Below are 22,241 nucleotides of genomic sequence, written 5' to 3'. Positions count from 1 at the left end.
GGCAATCAGATTTCTTCGACCTTCTCGGGCGGCACCATGCTCTCGAGGCCGCGCAGCAAGTCTTCTTCCGACATCTGGTCGAAGACGATCTCGTCGTCATCGCCGCTGTCGCCGGGGGCGCCGATCAGACCGGCCACCGGCTCCTGCTCGGGCTCGTCGACCTCGACGTATTTCTGCAGCGAGTGGATCAGGTCTTCCTTGAGGTCCTGGGGAGAAATCGACGATTCCGCCACTTCCCGCAAGGCGACGACCGGGTTCTTGTCGTTGTCGCGATCGACCGTCAGCGGCGAACCGGACGAGATCATGCGGGCGCGATGGCTGGCCAGCAGCACCAGTTCGAAGCGGTTGTCCACCTTGTCGATGCAGTCCTCGACAGTGACGCGTGCCATAGTCCAACTCCAGCTTCAGAAACAAATTTCGCCTGCGCGAACGGCATCCCGTCCGGCAAGCGCCCTGAGAGTGCGATTTTCGCTTCCGGCCGCCTCATCTCATTTACATGAAACAAAGCTGCCGAACTCATGGTGTAGATATGCGGAGGACGGCGGAAAAGCAAGCGGAGATGCGGGCGAACATCCATCTTCAATCCGGGCGGCGACCGTTCACACCAGCTTCAAGATGTGGTGATCGCGTCCGGGTTTCTGCAAATCGCTTGGCCAATGCATGCGCCATTGGTCGAAGCGGCGGCCTTTTCTGCCATTTTCCGTGGGAATCCAACAGATGAAACCGTTTTAACTTGGTTGTCCGGCCGAAACTTGATAACAGGCGGGCTAATGTGCGAAATGTTGGCGGGCAGAAACGATGCACGCTGGTTTCGAACGATGAAAATTTCTTCGAGCGCGTGAACAAAAAATCACCAAAACGAAGTATTGTTAACGACCGCCGGTTGCGAGGTAAGCAAAAAACTAATGTTTGACGAACGCGAAAAAATAGCCCTCTTCATCGATGGTGCAAATCTTTACGCGACTGCCAAGGCCCTTGGGTTTGATATTGATTACCGTAGGTTGCTAAAGGAATTCAGCGCTAAGGGTTACCTTTTGAGAGCGCTGTATTACACTGCACTCGCTGAAGACCAGGAGTACTCCTCCATCCGTCCATTGATCGACTGGCTCGATTACAATGGCTACAAGGTTGTGACCAAGCCGACCAAGGAATTTTTCGATTCCACCGGCCGGCGCAAGGTCAAGGGATCTATGGATATCGAATTGGCGGTCGACGCCATGGAGCTGTCCGAACACGTCGATCACATCGTCCTGTTCTCGGGCGACGGCGATTTTCGCTCGCTGGTTGAGGCCATCCAGCGCAAGGGGCGTAAGGTTTCGGTCGTCTCGACGTTGCAGACTCAGCCGGCGATGGTGGCCGACGAGTTGCGCCGCCAGGCCGATCATTTCATCGACCTCGCCAATCTCGCCGCGCGTATCAGCCGCGACCCCAACGAGCGGCCGGCCCGCCCTGTCGAGCGGTCGGGAGCGAACGACGAGGACTAAAGGCTGAAGTGCCGGATGCTTGTCGTCCGGCATTTCGGGCTGCTGCCGGTCCCGCGCCGACGCTTTGCCGTCGTCGGTGACGGCGGTTGGACACCGGTCATTTCCCGGACAAACGCCAGTCGTCGCAATCTTCGCCCCCGCGTTCTGCGACGGGCGCGCGGTTTTTCGCGCCGCCGCCGTGGAAGCGCTATATACCCGCTGCCTTGCCGAAGCAGGGCGCAGGAGATTCGCATGCTGAGCCGTGGAACGCTTGCCGAATACGCGGGGCAGCCGGTGGAGCCCGACCGGGACTGTGGCCTGTGCCCTCGCCTCGCCGGTTTTCGGCATGTCCAGCGGGCCGCCCATCCCGACTGGTTCAATGCGCCGGTTCCGACCTTCGGAACGTCGGACGCCCGTTTGCTGATCGCCGGGCTTGCCCCGGGGCTTCGCGGCGCCAACCGTACAGGCAGGCCATTCACGGGCGATTACGCCGGCGATCTTCTCTACGACACCATGATCGACTTCGGCTTTGCGCGCGGCGTCTATCGCGCCGATCCCGATGACGGCCTCGAGCTGATCGATGCCGCCATCTGCAACGCCGTGCGCTGCGTGCCGCCGGAGAACAAGCCGACCACCGACGAGATCAACACCTGCCGGCGCTTCTTTGCCGCGACGATGGCGAGCTTCTCGCGGCTTTCCGCCATCATAGCCCTCGGCAAGATCGCCCACGACCAGTTGCTGAAGACGCTGCGGGTGCCGCTTGCCCGCCACAAGTTTGCCCATGGCGCCGTCCATACGCTCGACGGCCTGCCCGGCGTCCGCCTCTACGACAGCTATCACTGCTCGCGCTACAACACGAGCACCGGCGTCTTGACGCCGGAGATGTTCCGCGCCGTCTTCGCCGCCGTGCGGCAGGATCTCGACGGCCGCTGACTCCTGAGGGGACAACGGCCTGCCACCGGCTCAGGCCAGCTCGACATCCACCACGCCGTCGACCGCCCTGAGCGCGCCGGCGAGCTGCGGCGACACCCGGTAGCCGCCCGGCAGCTTTACCTCGACCTCGCCCCGCCCCTGGTCGCCGAGCACGATCAGCGACACGTCGCCCTCCCCGCCGGGCTTCAGCACGTCGCGGAGCGCGGCCAGCGGCTCGGCGCCGCGCAGGAAGATGCGCAGGGCGTTCTGCAACTTGCCGGCCGCCTGGTCGAGAGGCTCCACGGAGTCGATGCGCACCGAGATGCCTTCCGGCTTGTCCTCGGCGTTGACCAGGAGGATCACCGACTGCCCGGGCTCGAGCAGGCTGCGGAAATGGGCAAGGCCTTCCGAGAAGATCACCGCCTCGTACTGGCCCGTCGGATCGGAAATGCCGATGATGCCCATCTTGTTGCCGGTGCGCGTCTTGCGTTCCTGCTTGGCGACGATGGTGCCGGCGAGCCGGCCGGCCGCCGCCCCCCGCTTCACCGAAGCCGAGAACTGGGCCCAGGTCTGCACCCGGAGACGGCCGAGCAGCGCCTCATAGGCGTCGAGGGGGTGGGCGGACAGGTAGAAGCCGATCGCCGTGTGCTCGCGCTGCAGCTTTTCCTCGGGTAGCCAGTTGGCAACGGCCGGCAGGCGGACCGGCTCCGGCTCGCCTCCCCCGCCGAACAGCTCGTTCTGGCCGCTCTCCTGCTGCTCGAGCCGATGGGCGGCGGCGGCCATCACGCCGTCGAGCCCCTGGAACAGCCGGTTGCGGTTCGGCTCCAGGCAATCGAAGGCGCCGGCCGACGTCAGCGCCTCCAGGATGCGCTTGTTCATCGCCTTGGGATTGATGCGGCTGGCGAAATCGGAGATCGACCGGAACGGCTTGTCGCCCCGCTCGGCGACGATATGCTCGACCGCCGCCTGGCCGACGCCCTTGACGGCGGCCAGCGCGTAGAGAATATGCTTGCCGTCCACCTCGAACACCACGTCGGAGCGGTTGACCGACGGCGGCTCGACGGTGATGCCGAGGCGGATCGCCTCGCGCCGGAAGTCGTTGAGCTTGTCGGTGTTGGTCAGTTCGAGCGTCATCGACGCCGCCATGAACTCGACGGGATGGTTGGCCTTGAGATAGGCGGTCTGGTAGGCGACCAGCGCGTAGGCGGCGGCGTGGCTCTTGTTGAAGCCGTAGTCGGCGAACTTGGCCAGGAGGTCGAAGATGGTGTCGGCGAGCGCCTTGTCGACGCCGCGTTCGACGGCGCCGTCGACGAAGCGGACCCGCTGCTTGTCCATCTCCGCCTTGATCTTCTTGCCCATGGCGCGGCGCAGCAGGTCAGCTTCGCCGAGCGAATAGCCCGACAGGATCTGGGCGATCTGCATCACCTGTTCCTGGTAGACGATGATGCCGTAGGTCTCCTTCAGCACCGGCTCGATGGAGGGATACAGGTAGTCCGGCTTCTCCAGGCCGAACTTGCGGGCGCCGTAGACGGGGATGTTGGCCATCGGGCCGGGCCGGTAGAGCGCGACGAGGGCGATGATGTCCTCGAAGCGGTCCGGCTTGATGTCCGAGATGGCCTTGCGCATGCCCATGCTTTCCAGCTGGAACACGCCGACCGTCTCGCCGCGGGTGAGCAGCTCGTAGGTCTTGGGGTCGTCGAGCGGCAGCGCCGACAGGTCGATCTTCACGCCCTTGCGCTCGATGAGGTCGACGGCGCGTCTCAGCACCGTCAGCGTCTTGAGGCCGAGAAAGTCGAACTTGATGAGGCCGGTGCTTTCCACCCATTTCATGTTGTACTGGGTGACCGGCATGTCCGAGCGCGGGTCCCGGTAGAGCGGCACCAACTGGTCGAGCGGCCGGTCGCCGATGACGATGCCGGCGGCGTGCGTCGAGGCGTGGCGGTAGAGGCCTTCGAGCTTGATCGAGATATCGATCAGCCGATCGACCACCGGATCCTCCCGCGCCTCTTTGAGCCGCGGCTCGTCCTCGAGCGCCTGCACCAGTGTCACCGGATGGGCCGGGTTCTGCGGCACCAGCTTGCAGAGCTTGTCGACCTGGCCGTAGGACATCTGCAGCACGCGACCGACGTCGCGCAGCACGGCGCGCGCCTGCAGCGAACCGAAGGTGATGATCTGCGCCACCTGGCCGCGGCCATACTTGTCCTGTACGTAGCGGATCACCTCCTCGCGGCGGTCCTGGCAGAAGTCGATGTCGAAGTCGGGCATCGACACGCGCTCGGGATTGAGGAAGCGCTCGAACAGCAGGGCGAACCTGAGAGGGTCGAGGTCGGTGATGGTGAGCGAGAAGGCCACCAGCGAGCCGGCGCCCGAGCCGCGGCCCGGCCCGACGGGAATGCCGTGCGCCTTGGCCCATTTGATGAAGTCGGCCACGATCAGGAAGTAGCCGGGGAACTTCATGCGGGTGATGATGCCGAGCTCGAATTCGAGCCGCTTGTGATAGTCCTCGAGCGCCAGCCCCGGCGCAAGGCCGTGGCTCTCGATACGGTGGGCGAGCCCCTCCCAGGCCTGGCGGGCCAGCTCGGCCGCCTCGGCCGCCTCGGCCGCCGCAACGTCGTCGACGTCGGCGCCGGCGAAGCGCGGCAGCAGCGGCTTGCGCTTCGGCGCCCTGACGGTGCAGCGGCGGGCGATCTCGATGGTGTTTTCCAGCGCTTCCGGCAGGTCGGCGAACAGCGTCTGCATCTCGGCGCGCGACTTGAAATAATGCTCCTCGGTAAGGCGGCGGCGATCGTCCTCGGCGACCATGCGCCCTTCGGAAATGGCGATCAGCGCGTCATGCGCCTCGTAGTCGGCGCGTGTCGGGAAATAGCATTCGTTGGTGGCGACCAGCGGCAGGCCGCGCGCATAGGCGAGTTCGACGAGATGCGGCTCGACCATCACCTCCTCAGGCGTGCCGTGCCGCTGCAGCTCGACGTAGAGGCGGTCGCCGAACAATTCCTCGAGCAGCGAAAGACGGCTTTCGGCCTGCGGCATCAATCCGGCGGCGATCGCCTTGTCGACCGGACCGCCGGGGCCGCCGGTCAGCGCGATGATGCCGCCGGTCAGTCCCTCGAAACGGCCGATCGGCAGATTGGCGGGCGCACCCGGCTCCGATTCGAGAAAGGAGCGGGACATCAGCACCGTCAGGTTGGCGAAGCCTTCCGCCGTCGCCGCCAGCAGCACGATGGAGGGCAGCGCCTGCGGCAGTCCGCCGGGGCGGCGGCGGTCGGCGCTGTCGTCGCCGAAATCGACGGCCATCTGGCAACCGATGATCGGCTGCAGCCCCTTCTCGATGGCCTTTTCGGAGAATTCGAGGGCGCAGAAAAGATTGCCGCTGTCGGTGATGGCGAGCGCCGGCTGATTGTCGGCCACCGCCAGCTTCAGCGCCTTGACGAGCGGCAGAGCCCCTTCGAGCAGCGAATAGGCGCTGTGAACGCGCAGGTGAATGAAGCCGACGTCGCCGATCATCGTCCTGTTCCGGTTGGAGGCCGACCCACCGCGCGGGCGGATCGGAGACGACAGGCTATCGCATCCGGCCAGGCGATCGGAGTGGTTTCGTGGCGACGCCGGCGGCTTGTGGAAAACTCGCCTGCCCGCCGCGAGGGTCAGACCAGCATGTCGGCCGAGCTCAGCACCAGTACCAGCATGGTGCCGAACAGCACGAGGGCGCCGAGGGCCGCCACGTCGCGCACAATGGCCGCCGAGGCAATCGCCGAGGCGAGACGCTCGCGCGGCGACAGCGTGAAATCGCGGACCGTCGGCGCCTCTTCCCTTGAAAATCCGGGCAAAACCTGGCCGGAACGCGCCAATGATCCCGTTTTGTTCTTATCGTGCGATGCCTGGTTGTAGCGGACGCCGACCATGCATTCGATTTCCCCAATGGAAAGCTTGGCACTTATGACAGTCATCCTCACCCCCTCGTTCTGCGTTGGGGCTCATATTGTTCTAACTTTGTTCGTTCGTCAAGCATGCCCTTAACCTAGATCAAAATACAATAGTTCTTGTAACGTTCCCATGCGTGTGAGAAGGATTCGCGCGGCGGAAATGTGGGAATCGCCAGCGTCGAGACGGCGGCCGGAGGAAGTTTGCATGCGCATCGCCACCTGGAACATCAACGGCGTCCGCGCCCGGATCGAGACGGCGTCGGCCTGGCTGGAAAAAAGCCGGCCCGATATCGTCTGCCTGCAGGAGATCAAGTGCGTCGACGAGGCCTTCCCGTCGGAACCGTTCGAGCGCCTCGGCTACAACGTCGCCCTGAGCGGCCAGAAGGGCTTCAACGGTGTCGCCATCCTGTCGCTGCTGCCGCTCGACGAGGTCCGGCGCGGCCTTCCGGGAGACGACGGGGACATGCAGTCGCGCTACATCGAGGCGGTGGTGTCGGTGCCTGACGGCAGCCTGCGCGTCGCATCCATCTACCTGCCCAACGGCAATCCGCCGGACAGCGACAAATACGTCTACAAGCTCGCCTGGATGGAGCGGCTCAGGCGGTACGCCGCCGGCCTTCTGGCGCTCGAGGAAGCCACCCTGCTCTGCGGCGACTACAATATCATTCCCGAGCCGCGCGACTGTCACGATCCGGCCGTCTGGGCCGGCGACGCGCTGTTCCTGCCGCGGAGCCGCGCCGCCTTCCGGTCGATCGTCAACCTCGGCTGGACGGACGCTTTGCGTTCCGTCGACGACCGGCCGGGCCGCTATACCTTCTGGGACTATCAGGCAGGCGCGCGGCAGCGGAACTGGGGAATCCGCATCGACCATATCCTGGCGTCGCCGCAGGCGGCCGACCGGGTCGCGGGCGTGGAGATCGAGGACGACGTCCGCGATTGGGAGAAGCCGTCCGACCATGTGCCGGTGGTGGTGGAGATTCGGGCCTAGGGCATCGGACCGAAAAGTGGGAACCGGTTTTCGGAAAATCCGATGCGATAACAAAGGACCGGATCGTCACTTTGCGTCCGTCAGGGCGCATGGCGATCTAGCGCGGCGACTCAGCCGGCGGCGCCTGTGCCGTCAGCGGGTGGTCGAGGCCTCGATGGCGCGTTCCGAATAGGCCTGGGTGAAGGCGGCGTCGTTGTCGACGAGCCACTGGTCGGCCAGGGCGATGGCCTTGCGGCGCTCGTCCTCGCTGGCCAGCGAGAAGGCCTCCTCATGGGCGGCGCGGATGCCGGCGTCGTCGTGATGCGCGAGTTCGGCGCGCTTCAGGGCGATGGTCAGCCACATCAGGCCATGCACCGGATTGGGTTCGATCTGGTCGCCCCTGACCAGCATCTCGCCGAGTTTGGCCTGGGCGTCGATCTGGCCCTTGCGGGCGGCGAGCAGGAACCAGCGGGCCGCCTGGCGAGGATCCTGGTCCACGCCGACCCCGTCGAGATACATGCTGCCGAGCTTCAACTGGGCCAGCGCATCGCCGAAATAGGAAGCGGCGTAGGTGAAGATCTCGCGGGCGCGGTTGACGTTGGGCACGATGGCCGAATCGGCGATGCCCGTCAGATAGTAGGATCCGACCTCAACGAAGGCGCTGGAAACGAACGGCGCGTCCGGAGAGGACGGCGAGTCCTCGCCATGGGCGGAGATCAACTGGCTGAAGAACTCGAAAGCCTTCATGTCGTCTTCGGCCACGCCGTCGCCCTTGGCGTACATGCGCCCGAGCTTCCACTGGGCGGCCGGGTGACCGCTCTGCGCGGCGGCGAGCAGCCCGGTTACCGCCTCGCGCTTGTCGCCCGAATAGTAGGCTCGGGTCGCTTCGCGCAAGGTGGACATGGTCGCGGCATCGCAGCACGCATCCTGCTTCGTGGCGGCCTGCGGATCGAAGGCCAAGGCCTGCGAGCCGAACATCACCCCCAGCGACAGGGCGACGGAGACCTTGCAGACATTTCTGACACAGACACCCGACATGTTCACTCTCGGCGTTCCGCCCCGCCCGCTTTCCGGTCGGCGATGCCAGGAGCATCGCGCCCATCCCACGAACCTCCGTGAGAACATCAGCCACGTGGCAACGGCCACGCCACGCTTTCCCACGCTTGTTTTACAGCGATAAGGTCAGGTTCGTTTATGGCTGAATAGGGGCAATTTATGCCTAATGAATTCTGCTTCCGCGAGTTTGACTGCGCTGTTGCGGAATCATCACAGGCAGTGGCGGCCAAAATCGGATGGCAATGCTGATGCCTGGTGCGGCCCGGGCCGCGGGTCGGCGCGGATAACCTTTCCGGCTCGCATTGCGCCGGTTCGACCGGGCGGCGATTCTCTGATCGCGCCCCAAAAGTGCTTGCCGGCCGAAGAAGACTCGGCCGAGACATGCCTGCCTTGGACGGGCAAATCCGGAAGTTGGTCGGGGAATGCCCGAGTTCCCATCGAGAAGGTCGTGAAGCAGAGGCCGTCTATGGTCGATTATAATTCCCCTTTATATATCAATGCGTTGATTCGTGTTTTTCACCTTATATTTGAGGATTTGATTTGTTCGTATGCTCATTTTTCAATTGAGAAACTGGTCGCAATCTATTGTTTCTATTGGAATCAGGCTGGTGGTGCCCGGGCGCGCCGGTCAATGGATCCGGATAGGCAGGCTCTTGCACCGCCTTATCCAGAACTCTACGTAGAGTATATATGAGCCGGCCAATTGTCCGGTGACCGCCCCACGTTGCCGAGACCGTCGCTTGCGGTCGGGATTCGAGGAGCCGTTCTTGCCGCTCTCCATCGCCTTCGACAACAGCTATGCCCGCCTGCCCGCCCGTTTCTACGAGCGCGTGCGTCCCGAGGTGGCGCCGTCGCCGGGGCTCCTGGTGCTCAACACGACGCTGGCCGGGGAACTCGGCCTCGACGCCGAGGCGCTCGCCTCGCCCGAGGGCGTCGCCGCATTGTCGGGCGCGGCGGTGCCGGCCGGCGCCGACCCGATCGCCCTCGCCTATGCCGGCCACCAGTTCGGCCAGTTCGTGCCGGCGCTCGGCGACGGCCGGGCGGTGTTGCTCGGCGAGGTGGTCGCCCGTGACGGCCGGCGCCTGGACCTGCAACTGAAGGGCTCCGGCCGTACGGTGTTCTCGCGGCGCGGCGACGGCAAGGCGGCGGTGGGGCCGGTGCTGCGCGAGTATCTCGTCAGCGAGGCGATGGCGGCCTTCGGCATTCCGACGACGCGCTCGCTCGCCGCGGTGGCGACCGGCGAGACGGTTCTGCGGGAACGGCCGCTGCCTGGCGCCGTGCTGACCCGCGTCGCGGCGAGCCACGTTAGGGTCGGCACCTTCCAGTATTTCGCCCACCGCTCCGACGAGGACGGCATCCGCCGCCTCGCCGACTACGTGATCGAGCGGCTCTACCCGGAGATTGCCGGGACGGACGCGCCTTATGCCGCCTTGTTCGAAAGCGTCGTCCGGCGGCAGGCGAGACTGATCGCCCTCTGGCTGTCGGTCGGCTTCGTCCATGGCGTGATGAACACCGACAACATGGCGATTTCCGGCGAGACCATCGATTACGGCCCCTGCGCCTTCCTAGATGCCTATGACCCCGCCATGGTGCTGAGTTCCATCGACCGCCAGGGTCGCTACGCCTATGGCCGGCAGCCGCAGATCGCCCAGTGGAACCTCGCCCGCTTCGGCGAGTGCCTGCTGCCGCTGCTCTCGGACGACCGCGACAAGGCGGTCGAGCTGGTGGTGGAGCGGCTGAGCGGCTTCGCCGGTGAATTCGAGACCGCCTATTTCGGCCGCTTCCTGGAAAAGCTCGGCATCGCCGACGAGCGGCCGGGCGACCGCGACCTGGTGACCGGCCTGCTCGCCGTCATGCAGATGGGGCGGGCCGACTTTACCCTCGCCTTCCGCCGCCTCGCCGATCTCGTCGATCCGGAGGCGGATACCGAACCCTTCCTGTCGCTGTTCGGCGGGAATGCCGGCGTCGAGCCCTGGCTGACGAGCTGGCGGCAAAGGCTGGCAGCGGGCAGCCGCTCTGCCGGCGAAGCCGCGGCGGCGATGCGGGCGGTCAATCCGGCGATCATTCCGCGCAACCATCAGGTGGAGAAGGCGCTCGACGCCATCATCGACGGAAGCGACGGCTCCGCCTACATTCGTCTGCTGCAGGCGGTGACGCGCCCGTTCGAGGATCGGCCGGAGGATGCCGACCTCGCGTCGCCACCGCGTCCCGAGGAACGCGTGGCGGCGACCTTCTGCGGGACCTGACGGGCGCCCGGCGCCGCTCAGGGCGCGGGGTTGGACCGGTCGAAGCTGGCGACGAACGATTCGTCCGAAAAGCCGATGATCAGCTTGCCGCCGTCGGCTTCGATGATCGGCCGGCGGATCATGCTCGGCTTCTCGATCATCAGGGCGATGGCGCGCTCGTCGTCGAGGCTTCCCTTGGTGGTTTCCGGCAGGCCGCGAAACGTGAGGCCGCTCTTGTTGACCACGTGCTCCCAGCCGCCGGCGCGCGATATCCAGTTCGCGAGCTTGTCGGCCGCGATGCCGGATTTCTTGTAGTCGTGAAAACTGTAGGCGACGCCGTGCTCGTCGAGCCAGGCAAAGGCCTTTTTCATGGTGTCGCAGTTCTTGATTCCATAGATGGTAACGGGCATCGCTTTACCTCTTGGTTGTGGCCGGCCCGCTCTCCTGAAGCCGGCGCCAGGGTCGGTTTCATACGGCAAGACACGTAGACCGCCCTCGTCGCCTCCAGCCTATCCCTTTATTTCAACGGCGAAAACCCGGCTCGTGTAGTCATCACTACGATTTGTGATCTGGACCCATTCTGAACTGGGGCATAAGCTGCATGAGCGTTTGCTAATGTTCGAGAGTCGCGGGCCGGCATGTATTTCAGCCGTCCGACCGGCCATTTTCGAGCGTTGGCACGCTTTTCGGGGGAATGGCATGGGTTCGGCGACCGAGACCTTTTATGACGTGATCCGCCGGCAGGGGATCACGCGGCGGAGTTTCGTCAAGTTCTGCAACCTGACCGCGGCGAGCCTCGGGCTCGGCCCGGTGGCGGCGACCGAGATGGCGCGGGCGCTGGAGACCAAGCCGCGCATTCCGGTCATCTGGATGCACGGTCTTGAATGCACCTGCTGCTCCGAAAGCTTCATCCGTTCGGCGCATCCGCTGGTCAAGGACGTCGTCCTGTCGATGGTGTCGCTCGACTACGACGACACCCTCATGGCGGCGGCCGGCCACCAGGCCGATGAAATCCTTCAGGAAACCCGCGAAAAATACAAGGGCGGCTATATCCTCGCCGTCGAGGGCAATCCGCCGCTCAACGAGGACGGCATGTACTGCATCGACGGCGGCCGGCCGTTCGTCGAGAAGCTCAGGGAAATGGCCGGCGATGCCATGGCGGTGATCGCCTGGGGCGCCTGCGCCTCCTGGGGCTGCGTGCAGGCCGCCAAGCCCAATCCGACGCAGGCGGTGCCGATCGACAAGGTGATCCGCGACAAGCCGATCATCAAGGTGCCGGGCTGCCCGCCGATCGCCGAGGTGATGACCGGCGTCATCAGCTACATCGTCACCTTCGGCAAGATGCCCGAGCTCGACCGCCAGGGTCGGCCGAAGATGTTCTATTCGCAGCGCATCCACGACAAATGCTACCGCCGGCCGCATTTCGACGCCGGCCAGTTCGTCGAGAGCTGGGACGACGACAGCGCGCGCAAGGGCTACTGCCTCTACAAGGTGGGCTGCAAGGGGCCGACCACCTACAACGCCTGCTCGACGGTCCGCTGGAACGGCGGCGTCTCCTTCCCGATCCAGTCGGGCCACGGCTGCATCGGCTGCTCGGAAGAGGGCTTCTGGGACAAGGGCTCGTTCTACGACCGGCTGACCACCATCCGGCAGTTCGGGGTCGAGGCGACGGCCGACCAGATCGGCCTTGCCGCCGCCGGCGCCGTGGTGGCCGGCGTGGCGGTGCACACGGCGGCGACCGCCGTCAAGCGCCTGACCAGCAAGCACGACCACCACCGCCGCAACGAACCGCACGACCAGCAGTAACAGCCGGCGCGCGGGCGCCTTGCGCCCCGCCGGCCTGACCAGCCACAGGACATATCGCCATGGGTATCGAAACCCCCAACGGCTTCAAGCTCGATAACGCCGGCCGCCGCATCGTCGTCGACCCGGTGACGCGCATCGAAGGCCACATGCGCGTCGAGGTGAACGTCGACGCCGACAACGTCATCCGCAACGCCGTCTCCACCGGCACCATGTGGCGCGGCATCGAGGTGATCCTGAAGGGCCGCGATCCGCGCGACGCCTGGGCCTTCACCGAGCGCATCTGTGGCGTCTGCACCGGCACGCACGCCCTGACCTCGGTGCGCGCCGTCGAGAATGCCCTCGGCATCGACATTCCGGAAAACGCCAATTCGATCCGCAACATCATGCAGCTGACGCTGCAGGTGCACGACCATCTCGTGCATTTCTATCACCTGCATGCGCTCGACTGGGTGGACGTCGTCTCGGCCCTGTCGGCCGATCCCAAGGCGACCAGCGCGCTGGCCCAGTCGATTTCCGACTGGCCCCTTTCCTCGCCCGGCTATTTCCGCGATCTGCAGGGCCGGCTGAAGAAATTCGTGGAAAGCGGCCAGCTCGGCCCGTTCAAGAACGGCTACTGGGGCCACGCCGCCTACAAGCTGCCGCCGGAAGCCAACCTGATGGCGGTCGCCCACTATCTGGAAGCGCTCGACTTCCAGAAGGAGATCGTCAAGATCCACACCGTCTACGGCGGCAAGAATCCGCATCCCAACTGGCTGGTGGGCGGCGTGCCGTCGCCGATCAACGTCGACGGCACCGGCGCGGTCGGCGCCATCAACATGGAGCGGCTCAACCTCGTCTCGTCGATCATCGACCAGACGATCGCCTTCACCGAGCAGGTCTACCTGCCCGACCTCAAGGCGATCGGCTCCTTCTACAAGGACTGGCTCTACGGCGGCGGCCTGTCGTCGACCTCGGTGATGAGCTACGGCGACATCCCCGAGCACGCCAACGACTATTCGGAAGCCTCGCTGAAGCTGCCGCGCGGCGTCATCCTCGACGGCAAGCTCGACGACATCCAGCCGATCGACCTGACCGACCCCGACGAGGTGCAGGAGTTCGTCACCCACTCCTGGTACAAATATCCCGACGAGACCCGCGGCCTGCACCCCTGGGACGGCGTCACCGAGCCGCATTTCGAGCTCGGTCCCAACGCCCGCGGCACCAAGACCAACATCGAGGCGCTGGACGAGGCGGCGAAATATTCCTTCATCAAGTCGCCGCGCTGGAAAGGCCACGCCGTCGAGGTCGGGCCGCTGGCCCGCTACGTCATCGGCTACGCGCAGGGCAAGGCCGAGTTCAAGGAGCCGGTCGACAGGCTGCTCACCGACCTCGGCCTGCCGCTCACCGCGCTATTCTCGACGCTCGGCCGCACGGCGGCGCGGGCGCTCGAATGCCAGTGGGCGGCGCATCAGCTCCGCTATTTCCAGGACAAGCTGGTGGCCAACATCAAGGCCGGCGATCTCTCCACTGCCAACACCGACAAGTGGACGCCGGATACCTGGCCGAAGGAGGCCAAGGGCGTCGGCTTCACCGAGGCGCCGCGCGGCGCGCTCGGCCACTGGATCCGCATCAAGGACGGCAAGATCGACAACTACCAGGCGGTGGTGCCGACCACATGGAACGGCTCCCCGCGCGATCCGGCCGGCAACATCGGCGCCTTCGAGGCGGCGCTGCTCGACACGCCGATGGCCGACCCCGAGAAGCCGCTGGAGATCCTGAGGACGCTGCACTCCTTCGACCCCTGCCTTGCCTGCTCCACCCATGTGATGAGCGAAGACGGCCAGGACATGGCCACCGTCACCGTTCGCTGAGGGCATTGCCATGGCACACGACGCGAAGATGCTCACCGGCGTGATGGACGCCAGCGACGACGTCATCGTCACCGGCCCGTCCATCTACGTCTACGAGGCGCCGGTCCGCCTCTGGCACTGGGGCAACGCCCTCTGCATCACCATTCTGGCGGTGACCGGCTATTTCATAGGCTCGCCGCCGCCGACCATGCCGGGCGAGGCGTCGGGCAGCTTCCTGTTCGGCTACATCCGCTTCGCCCATTTCGCCGCCGGGCAGGTGCTGGCCGTCGCCTTCCTCGCCCGCATCCTCTGGGCCTTCTGGGGCAACAAGTACTCGCGCCAGATCTTCTACCTGCCGGTCTGGGAGAAGACATGGTGGCGGGGCGTCCTTCGCGAGGCGCGCTGGTACCTGTTCCTCGAGAAGGAGCCCTACAAATACATCGGCCACAACCCGCTGGCCCATACGGCGATGTTCGCGATGTTCACGCTGTTCAATCTCGGCATGATCATCACCGGTTTCGCGCTCTATTCGGAGGGCGCCGGCCGCGACAGCTGGCCGGCCAAGCTCTTCGGCTGGGTGTTCGACATCTGGCCCAATTCACAGGATGTCCACACCCTGCACCATCTCGGCATGTGGGTGATCGTCATCTTCGCCATCATCCATATCTACGCGGCGGTGCGCGAGGATATCATGAGCCGGCAGACCATGATCTCGACCATGATCTCCGGCGAGCGGCAGTTCCGCGACGAGCGCGAGGGCTGAGCGCATGACGGTGCTGGTGTTGGGAATCGGCAATATCCTCTGGGCCGACGAGGGCTTCGGCGTCCGCGCCGTCGAGGCCTTTCACCGGCTCTATGCCATGGCGGACGGCGTCGACCTGCTCGACGGCGGCACGCAGGGGCTCTATCTCGTCAACCGTGTCGCCGAGGCGGAGCGCCTCCTGGTGTTTGACGCCATCGACTACGGCCTCAAGCCCGGCACGCTGAAGGTGGTGCGGGGCGACGAGGTGCCGAAGTTCACCGGCGCCAAGAAGATGAGCCTGCATCAGACCGGGTTTCAGGAGGTGCTGTCGGCGGCCGACCTCCTGGGCCGCCCGCCGCGCGACATCGCGTTGATCGGCTGCCAGCCGCTCGACCTCGAGGACTGGGGCGGCCCGTTGACGGGGCCGATGGCGGCGAGCATCGAGCCGGCGCTGGCGGCGGCCGTCGACGTTCTCGCCGGCTGGGGCGTCGCGCCGGCCCGGCGCGCGGACCCCCTGCCGCCCGAAAACGGTCTGCTGGCCAATGACATCGATCGGGCCGCCTACGAGCGGCCGCGCGTCGATGCCGGTTAAGGGAGCCAACCCATGTGCCTCGGCCTGCCGATGACCGTCATCGACGGCGACGACTTCTCCGCTGTCTGCGAACGGCACGGCGAGCGGCGGCGCGTGTCGACGCTGCTCGTTGGCCGGCAGGCGGCGGGCGCGCGGCTGCTCGTCCATCTCGACAGCGCCGTGCGGGTACTCGATGCGGACGAGGCCGAGGCGATCGATCGCGCACTCGACGGCCTGGCGGCGGCGAGCGAAGGGCGAGCCTTCGAGCACCTGTTCGCCGACCTGATCGACCGCGAGCCGGAACTGCCTGAGCACCTGAGGACGAAACAACCATGTCCGCGTTGATCGCCGCCCTCACCGCCCGCCACGGCCTGCCGGTCGTCGATGCCGACAGCATCGATGCCTTCCTGGCGCCGGCCGCCGGCGAGCCGGACCATGCGCTGCTGTTCTTTACCGGCGATCCCGACCAGCGGGCCGACAGCGGCGACGTCGCCGTGGTGCTGCCAGAGCTCATCGCCGCCTTTCCCGGCCGGTTCCGGGCCGGCGTGGTCGCCCGTTCGGCCGAGGCGGCGCTGAAGATACGCTGCCGGGTCGAGGTCTTTCCCTCTTTGGTCGTGCTTGGCGGGCCTATCGTGCTCGACGTGTTGCCACGCATCCGCGACTGGAGCGAATATATCGATCGCCTCGGGGCGACGCTGAGGCCGGATGCGCCGGCATTTTCCGCTCCGAGCCGCGTCGAGGTCACCACATCTGTCCGGAGGGCCGACGCATGACGATGGACTTCCCGTCTCCCGGCCGAACCACCGGTACGGGCACCCTCGCCTTCCTGGCGGCGACCGACGCCGAGGCGCTGATCGCCCGCTGTCCCGGCGTCGCACGCCTCCTGCCGGAGATGGCGGACGCCCTCGAACGCCAGACCGCGACGGCGCCCGGGCTGCTGTTCGATCTCGCTCCTCTCACGGATGACGAGCGTTTGCTGCTGAGCGAAATCCTCGGCGAGGGCGAGGTGGCGGCCACGGTGGCGCTGCCGGACGGCGTGGTGGCGGAGATCGTCGAAAGCGTGTTCGCCGGCCTCTGGCGCGTCCGCTTCCTGGGCGCCGACAACGCGATCCTCGCCGATTACGCCGAGGTATCGGCCGTGCCGCAGGCGGTGCGCCGCGCCGCGGCGATGACGCTGCCGCGCCTCGACCTCGGAGCCTTGCCTCAAGGCGTGATGAACGCGCCGGCCGTCCTGGCCGAGATCGCCGACCGTGCCGGGCATTACAAGTTCGGAGCGGCCAACCACGTCGTCTCCCTGACGCTGATGCCCATGCTGCCGGAGGATCTCGACCTTCTCGTCGACCGGCTCGGCACCGGGCCGGTGAAAATCGTCTCGCGCGGCTACGGCAGTTGCCGCATCCAGGCGACGGCGATCCACAATGTCTGGTCGGTACAGTTCTTCAACGCCATGGACGCCATCCTGCTCGACACCATCGAGATCGGCGACGTGCCCGCCGCCGCCCAGGCGGCCGTCGAGGATTTCCGCGACTCGGCCGTCCGTCTCCGCGAAATCGGCGAGGCCTACTTCCGATGACCGGCGGACCTGGAGATCGCTGGGAGTGCGGCGTCTGCTGGACGGTCTACGATCCGGCGATCGGCGACGACGTGGCGGAGGTGCCGCCGGGCACGCCCTTTCAGGTGCTGCCGGACGACTGGCGCTGCCCCAACTGCGACGGGCCGAAGCTCAAGTTCCTGAGGATCGACGATGACCGCTGATGCGTCCAGCCTCGATGACGAGGAACTCGCCGGTCGCCTCGAAGGCTTCTGGCGGGCCGTCGATGGCCGCATGGCCGGCCTTGCCGTTCACAATCCGGCGCTCGCCGTCATGGCGACGCCGGTCCGGCGCTTCGGCCGCTTCCGCTTCGCCGCGGTGGTGACGCCCTGGTGCATGAACGTCGTCGCCGTGCCCGATCCCGGCATCGAGCTGCCGCCGGACGGTGTCACGCTGCGGCTGGAGCTGCCGGCCGGCGACGTCGATTTCGTGGTGGCGTCGATGGAGGGCGGCAGCCGCTACGGTGCCGCATCGCTGTTCTCGCCGATGGACGCATTCGACGATCAGCTAGCCGCCGAAGAGGTCGCCTTCGCGGCGCTCGACGAGCTGCTGCGTGACGCCGAGCCGTCGGAAATCGATTCCCTGACCATCAACCTCGATCGCCGGCGTCTTCTCGGTTTCGGACGCGGCGCGCCGGAGAGCGGGCAATGAGCGGCTTCGATCCCGGCCGGATCACCGTCCGGTTCTCCCTGACCGATGGCGTGGTCACCGAGGCGTCGATCGGCTCGGCGCGGCCCTTGTCGCTGGCCTCGCGCTTTGCCGGCCGCCCAATCGAACAGGCGGTCGAGGCGGTCGGCCTCGTCAACGCGGTTTGCGGCGTGTCGCATGCCGCCGCGCTGACTTTCGCCGCCGCGGCGGCGGGCAATCGCACCATCGGACGGGAGGAGGCGGAACGCTGGCGGATTCGTCTGGCGGCGGAGCGCATCGCCGAGCATCTGCGCGAACTGGTGCGTCTCGCGCCGGTCGCCGCCTTCCCGATCGTGCGCGATGCCCTCGACGCCGCGCGCAAGGCGGCGCGGACAGGTATCGTCGGCGACGATATCCGCACCATCGGCACGGCCTTCGGCCTGGTGCCGGACTGGTTGCCGGCGCTGCCGGGACACCCCTCCCCGCCGGATGCGCTGACCGTCGACGACGATGCCGCCGTCGTGGCCGCCCTGGAGAGCGACGCCGATTTTGCCTCTCGACCGTTTCTTCCCGGCCGGCACCCGGAAACCGGACCGGCCGTCCGCCTCGGCTGGTCGGCATCGGTGGCAGGCGCCACCGATGCGGCCCGCCTCGTCGAGGCGGAGGAGGCGCTCGGCATTCTCCTGAACGGCGCCGGTAACGACCGGGATTTCACCGCCTGGCTCGCCGCAAGCCGGACGCAGACCAATACGGGATACGCCTCAGTGGAAAGTCCACGCGGCAGGTTATATTATTTTGCCGTGGTGCAAGGAGATGGACGGCTCCGAGACGCCCGCGTCGTCGCTCCCACGGAATGGAACTTCCATCCCGATGGACCGTTTGCGCGCGCCCTCGCAGGGTTCCGGCCGGACGGCGATACCGTGACGGCGATCGCCCGGCTGGCGGCGCAATTCTCTCCCTGTGTTGCGGTGGACGTCGTCCCGAAAGGGCCGGCCGATGCATGAGATGTCGCTTTGCGAGGCGGTGGTCGAGATCGCCGTCGAGGAAGCGAGGAAGAACGGCGCCGCGCGGATTCGGGCGGTGATTGTCGAGGTGGGCGTGCTCGGCCACGTCGATCCCGACGCCTTGGTTTTCTGCTTTTCCGCCGTCAGCCGCGGCACCCTTGCGGAGAATGCAAGGCTGGTCGTCGAGCGCGTTGCCGGCAGTGGCTGGTGCCTCGACTGTGCTAAGACGGTGCCGATGACCGAACACTTCGGCGCCTGCCCCGACTGCGGGCGCCGCCACGTGCAGATGACGCAAGGCGACGAGCTCAGGCTGCGCGAACTGGAGGTGGAGTGATGTGCAAGGATTGCGGCTGCGGCTCGGGCGGCACCGGCTACCGGATCAACGGCAAGACACCGGCGGAACTGCACGGCCATGCGCATGACCATGATCACCCGCATGATCATGATCACGACCATCACGACCACGATCATTCGCACGAGCATTCTCATGACCATGGGCATGCCCATGATCACGGGCATCATCACCATGTGCATGCGGCGCCGCTGGCCGCCGTGCATCAGCCCGGCGTCGACGGCGAGCGGGTGATCCGCATCGAGCGCGATATTCTCGCCAGGAACAACGACGCCGCGCGGCAGAACCGCGCCCGCCTCGCAGCCACCGGCACGCTGGCGCTCAACCTGATGTCGTCGCCCGGTTCGGGCAAGACGACGCTGCTGGTCCGCGCCATCGAAGACCTCAAGGCGAAGTTTCCGATCGCCGTCATCGAAGGCGACCAGCAGACCGACAATGACGCCGAGCGTATCCGGGCGACCGGCGCCCGCGCCGTTCAGATCAATACCGGCAAGGGCTGCCACCTCGAAGCGGGCATGGTCGGCGCCGCGCTCGACGACATCAGGTCCGAGCCGGGCGGCCTGCTGTTCATCGAGAACGTCGGCAATCTCGTTTGCCCGGCCGGCTTCGACCTTGGGGAAGCGCACAAGGTCGTGGTGCTGTCGGTTACCGAAGGGGAAGACAAGCCGCTGAAATATCCCGACATGTTCGCCGTCGCCGACCTGTTGCTCCTCAACAAGGCCGATCTGTTGCCGCATCTGAGATTCGATGTCGGCAAGTGCCTGGCGGCCGCGCTCAGGGTCAATCCGCATCTCCAGACGCTGGTGGTCTCGGCAGAGACCGGCGAAGGCATGGCCGCCTTCTATGCCTGGATCGAGGCGCGCGCCGCCCTTTCCCGCGCCGCCGCCGTCGTTCGGGCCTGACGAGACGATGACCGCCGTGCCCGCCCCCGACGCCTTCGCCCCCGCGGCGCGCCTCTTCCTGAAGGTGAACGGCGCCGTGCAGGGCGTGGGCATGCGGCCGTTCGTGCATCGGCTCGCCACCGAGTGCGGCCTTGCCGGCTACGTCCGCAACGGCGCCGATGGCGTCACCATCGAGGTCGAGGGCGCTCGCGTCGAGGAATTCGTGCGGCGCCTGACGTCGGAGGCGCCGCCGCTCGCCCGCATCGACACGGTTCAGCGCGCGGAACTTCCGCTCGCCGGCGGCGACGAGTTCGTCATCCGCGAGAGCCTCGGCGGCGAGACGACGACGCGCATCGTCGCCGACGCCGCCACCTGCGACGCCTGCCTCGCCGAGCTGTTCGATCCGGCGAGCCGCTACTTCGCCTACCCCTTCGTCAACTGCACCCATTGCGGTCCGCGCTACACCATCACCCGCCGCCTGCCCTACGACCGGCGGCAGACGTCGATGGCCGATTTTCCGATGTGCCCGGACTGCGCCGCTGCCTATAAGGACGTGCGCGACCGGCGCTTCCACGCCGAGCCGGTCGCCTGTCCCGCCTGTGGGCCGAAGCTCAGCCATCCCATTCCGGAGATCGCCGCGGCGATCCGGGCCGGCCGTATCGTGGCGCTGAAGGGCATCGGCGGCTTCCATCTCATCTGCGATGGTCGTAATGCCGAGGCGGTCGCGGCGCTCCGGACGAGGAAGGCGCGCGAATTCAAGCCCTTCGCGGTGATGCTGGCCAACGCCGCCTCGATCGCTGCGGTCGCCGAGGCGTCGCCGCAGGAGCAGGCGCTCTGTTCGTCGGTCGCCCGGCCGATCGTGCTGATGCGGGCAAAACCCGGCGTGCTGGCGCCGGCCGTGTCGCCCGGTCTTCGCCGCGTCGGCGTCATGCTGGCCTATGCGCCGGTCCACCATCTGCTGTTCGCGGCGCTGGCCGGCCGTGATTTCGCCGGCCATGATCCGCACGCCGCCAACGATTTCGTGCTGGTCGCCACCTCGGCCAATCCCGGTGGCGAGCCGCTGGTGGTCGATGATGCCGACGCCACCCGCCGCCTCGCCGGCATCGCCGACCTGATCGTCACCCACGACCGCGCCATCGTCGTACGCGCCGACGACAGCGTCGCCCAGGTGATCGCCAGCGCGCCGAGCTTGCTGCGCCGGGCGCGCGGCTATGTGCCCGAGCCGATCGCCCTTGCCGAAGACGGACCGGCGACGCTGGCGCTCGGCGCCCATCTCAAGGCCACGGTGACGCTGACGCGCGGCCGCGAGGCCTTCGTTTCCCAGCACGTCGGCGACCTCGATACCGCCGAGACGCTGAAATTCTACCGCGAGACGATCCAGCATCTCATTGACATCGTCGGCGTCCAGCCGGAGCTGGTGGCTTGCGATCTCCATCCCGACTATCGCTCCAGCCAGATGGCCGAAGCGTTCGGCCTGCCCGTCGTCCGTGTCCAGCACCACGTCGCGCATGTGGCGGCCGTGGCGGCGGAGGCGGGACATGAGGGTCCGGCGCTCGGCCTTGCCCTCGACGGCCACGGCCTCGGCGATGACGGCGGCGCTTGGGGCGGCGAGCTGCTGCTGGTGGAGGGCGCGGCGCACCGCCGCCTCGGCCATCTGGCACCGCTGCCGCTGCCCGGCGGCGACCGCGCCGCCCGCGAACCGTGGCGGATGGGCGCCGGGGCGCTCGCCGCTCTCGGTCGGGCCGATCTCGCAGCCACCTTCTTCCCCGATCGGCCGCTGGTCGGGCCGATCGCCGGCCGCGTCGCCTCGGGCGCCGACCGGCTCGCCACCACCTCGCTCGGCCGGCTGTTCGATGCCGTTGCGGCGCTGCTCGGCGTGCGCGCCGTGCAGGACTACGAGGGACAGGCGGCGATGGAGCTGGAGGCGCTGGTCGACGAGCCGGTGGCGCTGGCCGATGGCTTCGCGCTCGCGGACGGCGTTCTGTCGTTCGCGCCGCTTCTCGCCCACTTCGCCGTCATCCGACCGGATGCCCACACCGGCGCGTCGCTGTTTCACGGCACGCTCGTCGACGGGCTCGCCGCCCTCGCCCGCCATGGCGCCGCGACGACCGGCCTCGGGTCGGTCGCGCTCGGCGGCGGTTGCCTGATGAACCGCGTGCTGGCCGAAGGGCTTTCGGCGGCGCTCGCCAAATCCGACCTTACCCCCCTCCTCGCCCGGCGCCTGCCGGCCAACGATGGCGGCCTTTCCTTCGGGCAGGCCGTCCTCGCCCGCCGAGCCTTCTCGGAGATCTGACC

Annotated in this window: 22 protein-coding genes; 17 read left to right on the top strand and 5 right to left on the bottom strand. The window is 66.7% G+C overall.

Going from position 1 to position 22,241, the window contains the following annotated elements; all coding sequences use genetic code 11:
* Window positions 1–5 precede the first annotated feature (5 nt).
* On the bottom strand, window positions 6–389 hold the full coding sequence (gene rpoZ / locus CJ014_RS23310; RefSeq protein WP_100082906.1) for a DNA-directed RNA polymerase subunit omega: 384 nt from the start codon (window positions 387–389) through the stop codon (window positions 6–8).
* Between the two features lie 516 nt (window positions 390–905).
* Between rpoZ and CJ014_RS23305 the strand changes: the two genes are divergently transcribed.
* Both CJ014_RS23305 and CJ014_RS23300 read left to right on the top strand, forming a co-directional pair.
* On the top strand, window positions 906–1,484 hold the full coding sequence (locus CJ014_RS23305) for a LabA-like NYN domain-containing protein (RefSeq protein WP_100082905.1): 579 nt from the start codon (window positions 906–908) through the stop codon (window positions 1,482–1,484).
* Between the two features lie 231 nt (window positions 1,485–1,715).
* Entirely contained in the window at window positions 1,716–2,396 is a 681-nt protein-coding gene (locus CJ014_RS23300) for a uracil-DNA glycosylase (RefSeq protein WP_100082904.1), read from the top strand.
* Window positions 2,397–2,426: 30 nt separating this feature from the next.
* Here CJ014_RS23300 and dnaE read toward each other — a convergent pair whose 3' ends face one another.
* Both dnaE and CJ014_RS23290 read right to left on the bottom strand, forming a co-directional pair.
* Window positions 2,427–5,879, bottom strand: a complete 3,453-nt coding sequence (gene dnaE, locus CJ014_RS23295; RefSeq protein ID WP_100082903.1) for a DNA polymerase III subunit alpha — start codon at window positions 5,877–5,879, stop codon at window positions 2,427–2,429.
* 137 nt (window positions 5,880–6,016) lie between these two features.
* On the bottom strand, window positions 6,017–6,274 hold the full coding sequence (locus tag CJ014_RS23290) for a hypothetical protein (RefSeq protein ID WP_100082902.1): 258 nt from the start codon (window positions 6,272–6,274) through the stop codon (window positions 6,017–6,019).
* Window positions 6,275–6,500: 226 nt separating this feature from the next.
* On the opposite strand from CJ014_RS23290, the gene xth reads away from it, so the two are divergent.
* On the top strand, window positions 6,501–7,283 hold the full coding sequence (gene xth / locus CJ014_RS23285) for an exodeoxyribonuclease III (protein WP_100082901.1): 783 nt from the start codon (window positions 6,501–6,503) through the stop codon (window positions 7,281–7,283).
* Window positions 7,284–7,415: 132 nt separating this feature from the next.
* On the opposite strand, the gene CJ014_RS23280 is transcribed toward xth, so the two are convergent.
* The gene (locus CJ014_RS23280; protein WP_207765849.1) at window positions 7,416–8,300 is read right to left on the bottom strand and encodes a tetratricopeptide repeat protein; all 885 of its coding nucleotides are present in this window, start codon (window positions 8,298–8,300) and stop codon (window positions 7,416–7,418) included.
* Window positions 8,301–9,085: 785 nt separating this feature from the next.
* Between CJ014_RS23280 and CJ014_RS23275 the strand changes: the two genes are divergently transcribed.
* The gene (locus tag CJ014_RS23275; RefSeq protein ID WP_100082915.1) at window positions 9,086–10,564 is read left to right on the top strand and encodes a protein adenylyltransferase SelO; all 1,479 of its coding nucleotides are present in this window, start codon (window positions 9,086–9,088) and stop codon (window positions 10,562–10,564) included.
* 17 nt (window positions 10,565–10,581) lie between these two features.
* On the opposite strand, the gene CJ014_RS23270 is transcribed toward CJ014_RS23275, so the two are convergent.
* On the bottom strand, window positions 10,582–10,953 hold the full coding sequence (locus CJ014_RS23270) for an arsenate reductase (protein WP_100082900.1): 372 nt from the start codon (window positions 10,951–10,953) through the stop codon (window positions 10,582–10,584).
* Window positions 10,954–11,242: 289 nt separating this feature from the next.
* On the opposite strand from CJ014_RS23270, the gene CJ014_RS23265 reads away from it, so the two are divergent.
* Genes CJ014_RS23265 through hypF form a run of 13 tightly spaced genes read left to right on the top strand, consistent with a single transcriptional unit; the run spans window position 11,243 to window position 22,239 of the window.
* Complete coding sequence (locus tag CJ014_RS23265) at window positions 11,243–12,349, top strand: hydrogenase small subunit (protein ID WP_100082899.1); 1,107 nt, start codon at window positions 11,243–11,245, stop codon at window positions 12,347–12,349.
* Window positions 12,350–12,408: 59 nt separating this feature from the next.
* Window positions 12,409–14,199 carry a nickel-dependent hydrogenase large subunit gene (locus tag CJ014_RS23260; RefSeq protein WP_100082898.1) on the top strand — a complete coding sequence of 597 codons (1,791 nt, stop codon included), beginning with the start codon at window positions 12,409–12,411 and terminating at the stop codon, window positions 14,197–14,199.
* Window positions 14,200–14,227: 28 nt separating this feature from the next.
* A complete protein-coding gene (gene cybH / locus CJ014_RS23255; RefSeq protein WP_245427593.1) occupies window positions 14,228–14,941 on the top strand; it encodes a Ni/Fe-hydrogenase, b-type cytochrome subunit in 714 nt (237 codons plus the stop codon).
* Between the two features lie 4 nt (window positions 14,942–14,945).
* Window positions 14,946–15,512, top strand: a complete 567-nt coding sequence (locus tag CJ014_RS23250) for a HyaD/HybD family hydrogenase maturation endopeptidase (protein ID WP_100082896.1) — start codon at window positions 14,946–14,948, stop codon at window positions 15,510–15,512.
* Window positions 15,513–15,524: 12 nt separating this feature from the next.
* On the top strand, window positions 15,525–15,836 hold the full coding sequence (locus tag CJ014_RS23245; protein ID WP_100082895.1) for a HypC/HybG/HupF family hydrogenase formation chaperone: 312 nt from the start codon (window positions 15,525–15,527) through the stop codon (window positions 15,834–15,836).
* Complete coding sequence (locus CJ014_RS23240) at window positions 15,824–16,264, top strand: thioredoxin domain-containing protein (protein WP_100082894.1); 441 nt, start codon at window positions 15,824–15,826, stop codon at window positions 16,262–16,264. Before CJ014_RS23245 ends, CJ014_RS23240 begins: the two co-directional genes overlap by 13 nt.
* A complete protein-coding gene (locus tag CJ014_RS23235) occupies window positions 16,261–17,064 on the top strand; it encodes a hydrogenase expression/formation protein (RefSeq protein ID WP_100082893.1) in 804 nt (267 codons plus the stop codon). Before CJ014_RS23240 ends, CJ014_RS23235 begins: the two co-directional genes overlap by 4 nt.
* The gene (locus CJ014_RS23230; RefSeq protein ID WP_100082892.1) at window positions 17,061–17,246 is read left to right on the top strand and encodes a rubredoxin; all 186 of its coding nucleotides are present in this window, start codon (window positions 17,061–17,063) and stop codon (window positions 17,244–17,246) included. The genes CJ014_RS23235 and CJ014_RS23230 overlap by 4 nt, the downstream gene beginning before the upstream one ends.
* Window positions 17,236–17,733, top strand: coding sequence for a [NiFe]-hydrogenase assembly chaperone HybE (gene hybE / locus CJ014_RS23225; protein WP_100082891.1), 498 nt, complete (start codon window positions 17,236–17,238; stop codon window positions 17,731–17,733). Before CJ014_RS23230 ends, hybE begins: the two co-directional genes overlap by 11 nt.
* Window positions 17,730–18,713 (top strand): hypothetical protein, encoded by a 984-nt coding sequence (locus CJ014_RS23220; protein WP_100082890.1) that lies wholly within the window; start codon window positions 17,730–17,732, stop codon window positions 18,711–18,713. The genes hybE and CJ014_RS23220 overlap by 4 nt, the downstream gene beginning before the upstream one ends.
* Entirely contained in the window at window positions 18,706–19,047 is a 342-nt protein-coding gene (hypA, locus tag CJ014_RS23215; RefSeq protein WP_100082889.1) for a hydrogenase maturation nickel metallochaperone HypA, read from the top strand. Before CJ014_RS23220 ends, hypA begins: the two co-directional genes overlap by 8 nt.
* Window positions 19,047–19,967, top strand: coding sequence for a hydrogenase nickel incorporation protein HypB (gene hypB, locus CJ014_RS23210; protein WP_100082888.1), 921 nt, complete (start codon window positions 19,047–19,049; stop codon window positions 19,965–19,967). Before hypA ends, hypB begins: the two co-directional genes overlap by 1 nt.
* A gap of 7 nt (window positions 19,968–19,974) precedes the next feature.
* A complete protein-coding gene (hypF, locus tag CJ014_RS23205; protein ID WP_100082887.1) occupies window positions 19,975–22,239 on the top strand; it encodes a carbamoyltransferase HypF in 2,265 nt (754 codons plus the stop codon).
* Window positions 22,240–22,241 lie beyond the last annotated feature (2 nt).

The organism is Pleomorphomonas carboxyditropha, from assembly GCF_002770725.1.
Lineage (GTDB): Bacteria > Pseudomonadota > Alphaproteobacteria > Rhizobiales > Pleomorphomonadaceae > Pleomorphomonas > Pleomorphomonas carboxyditropha.
Note: the sequence above shows the minus strand (reverse complement) of the source record. Positions and strands in the feature narration are given on the sequence as shown.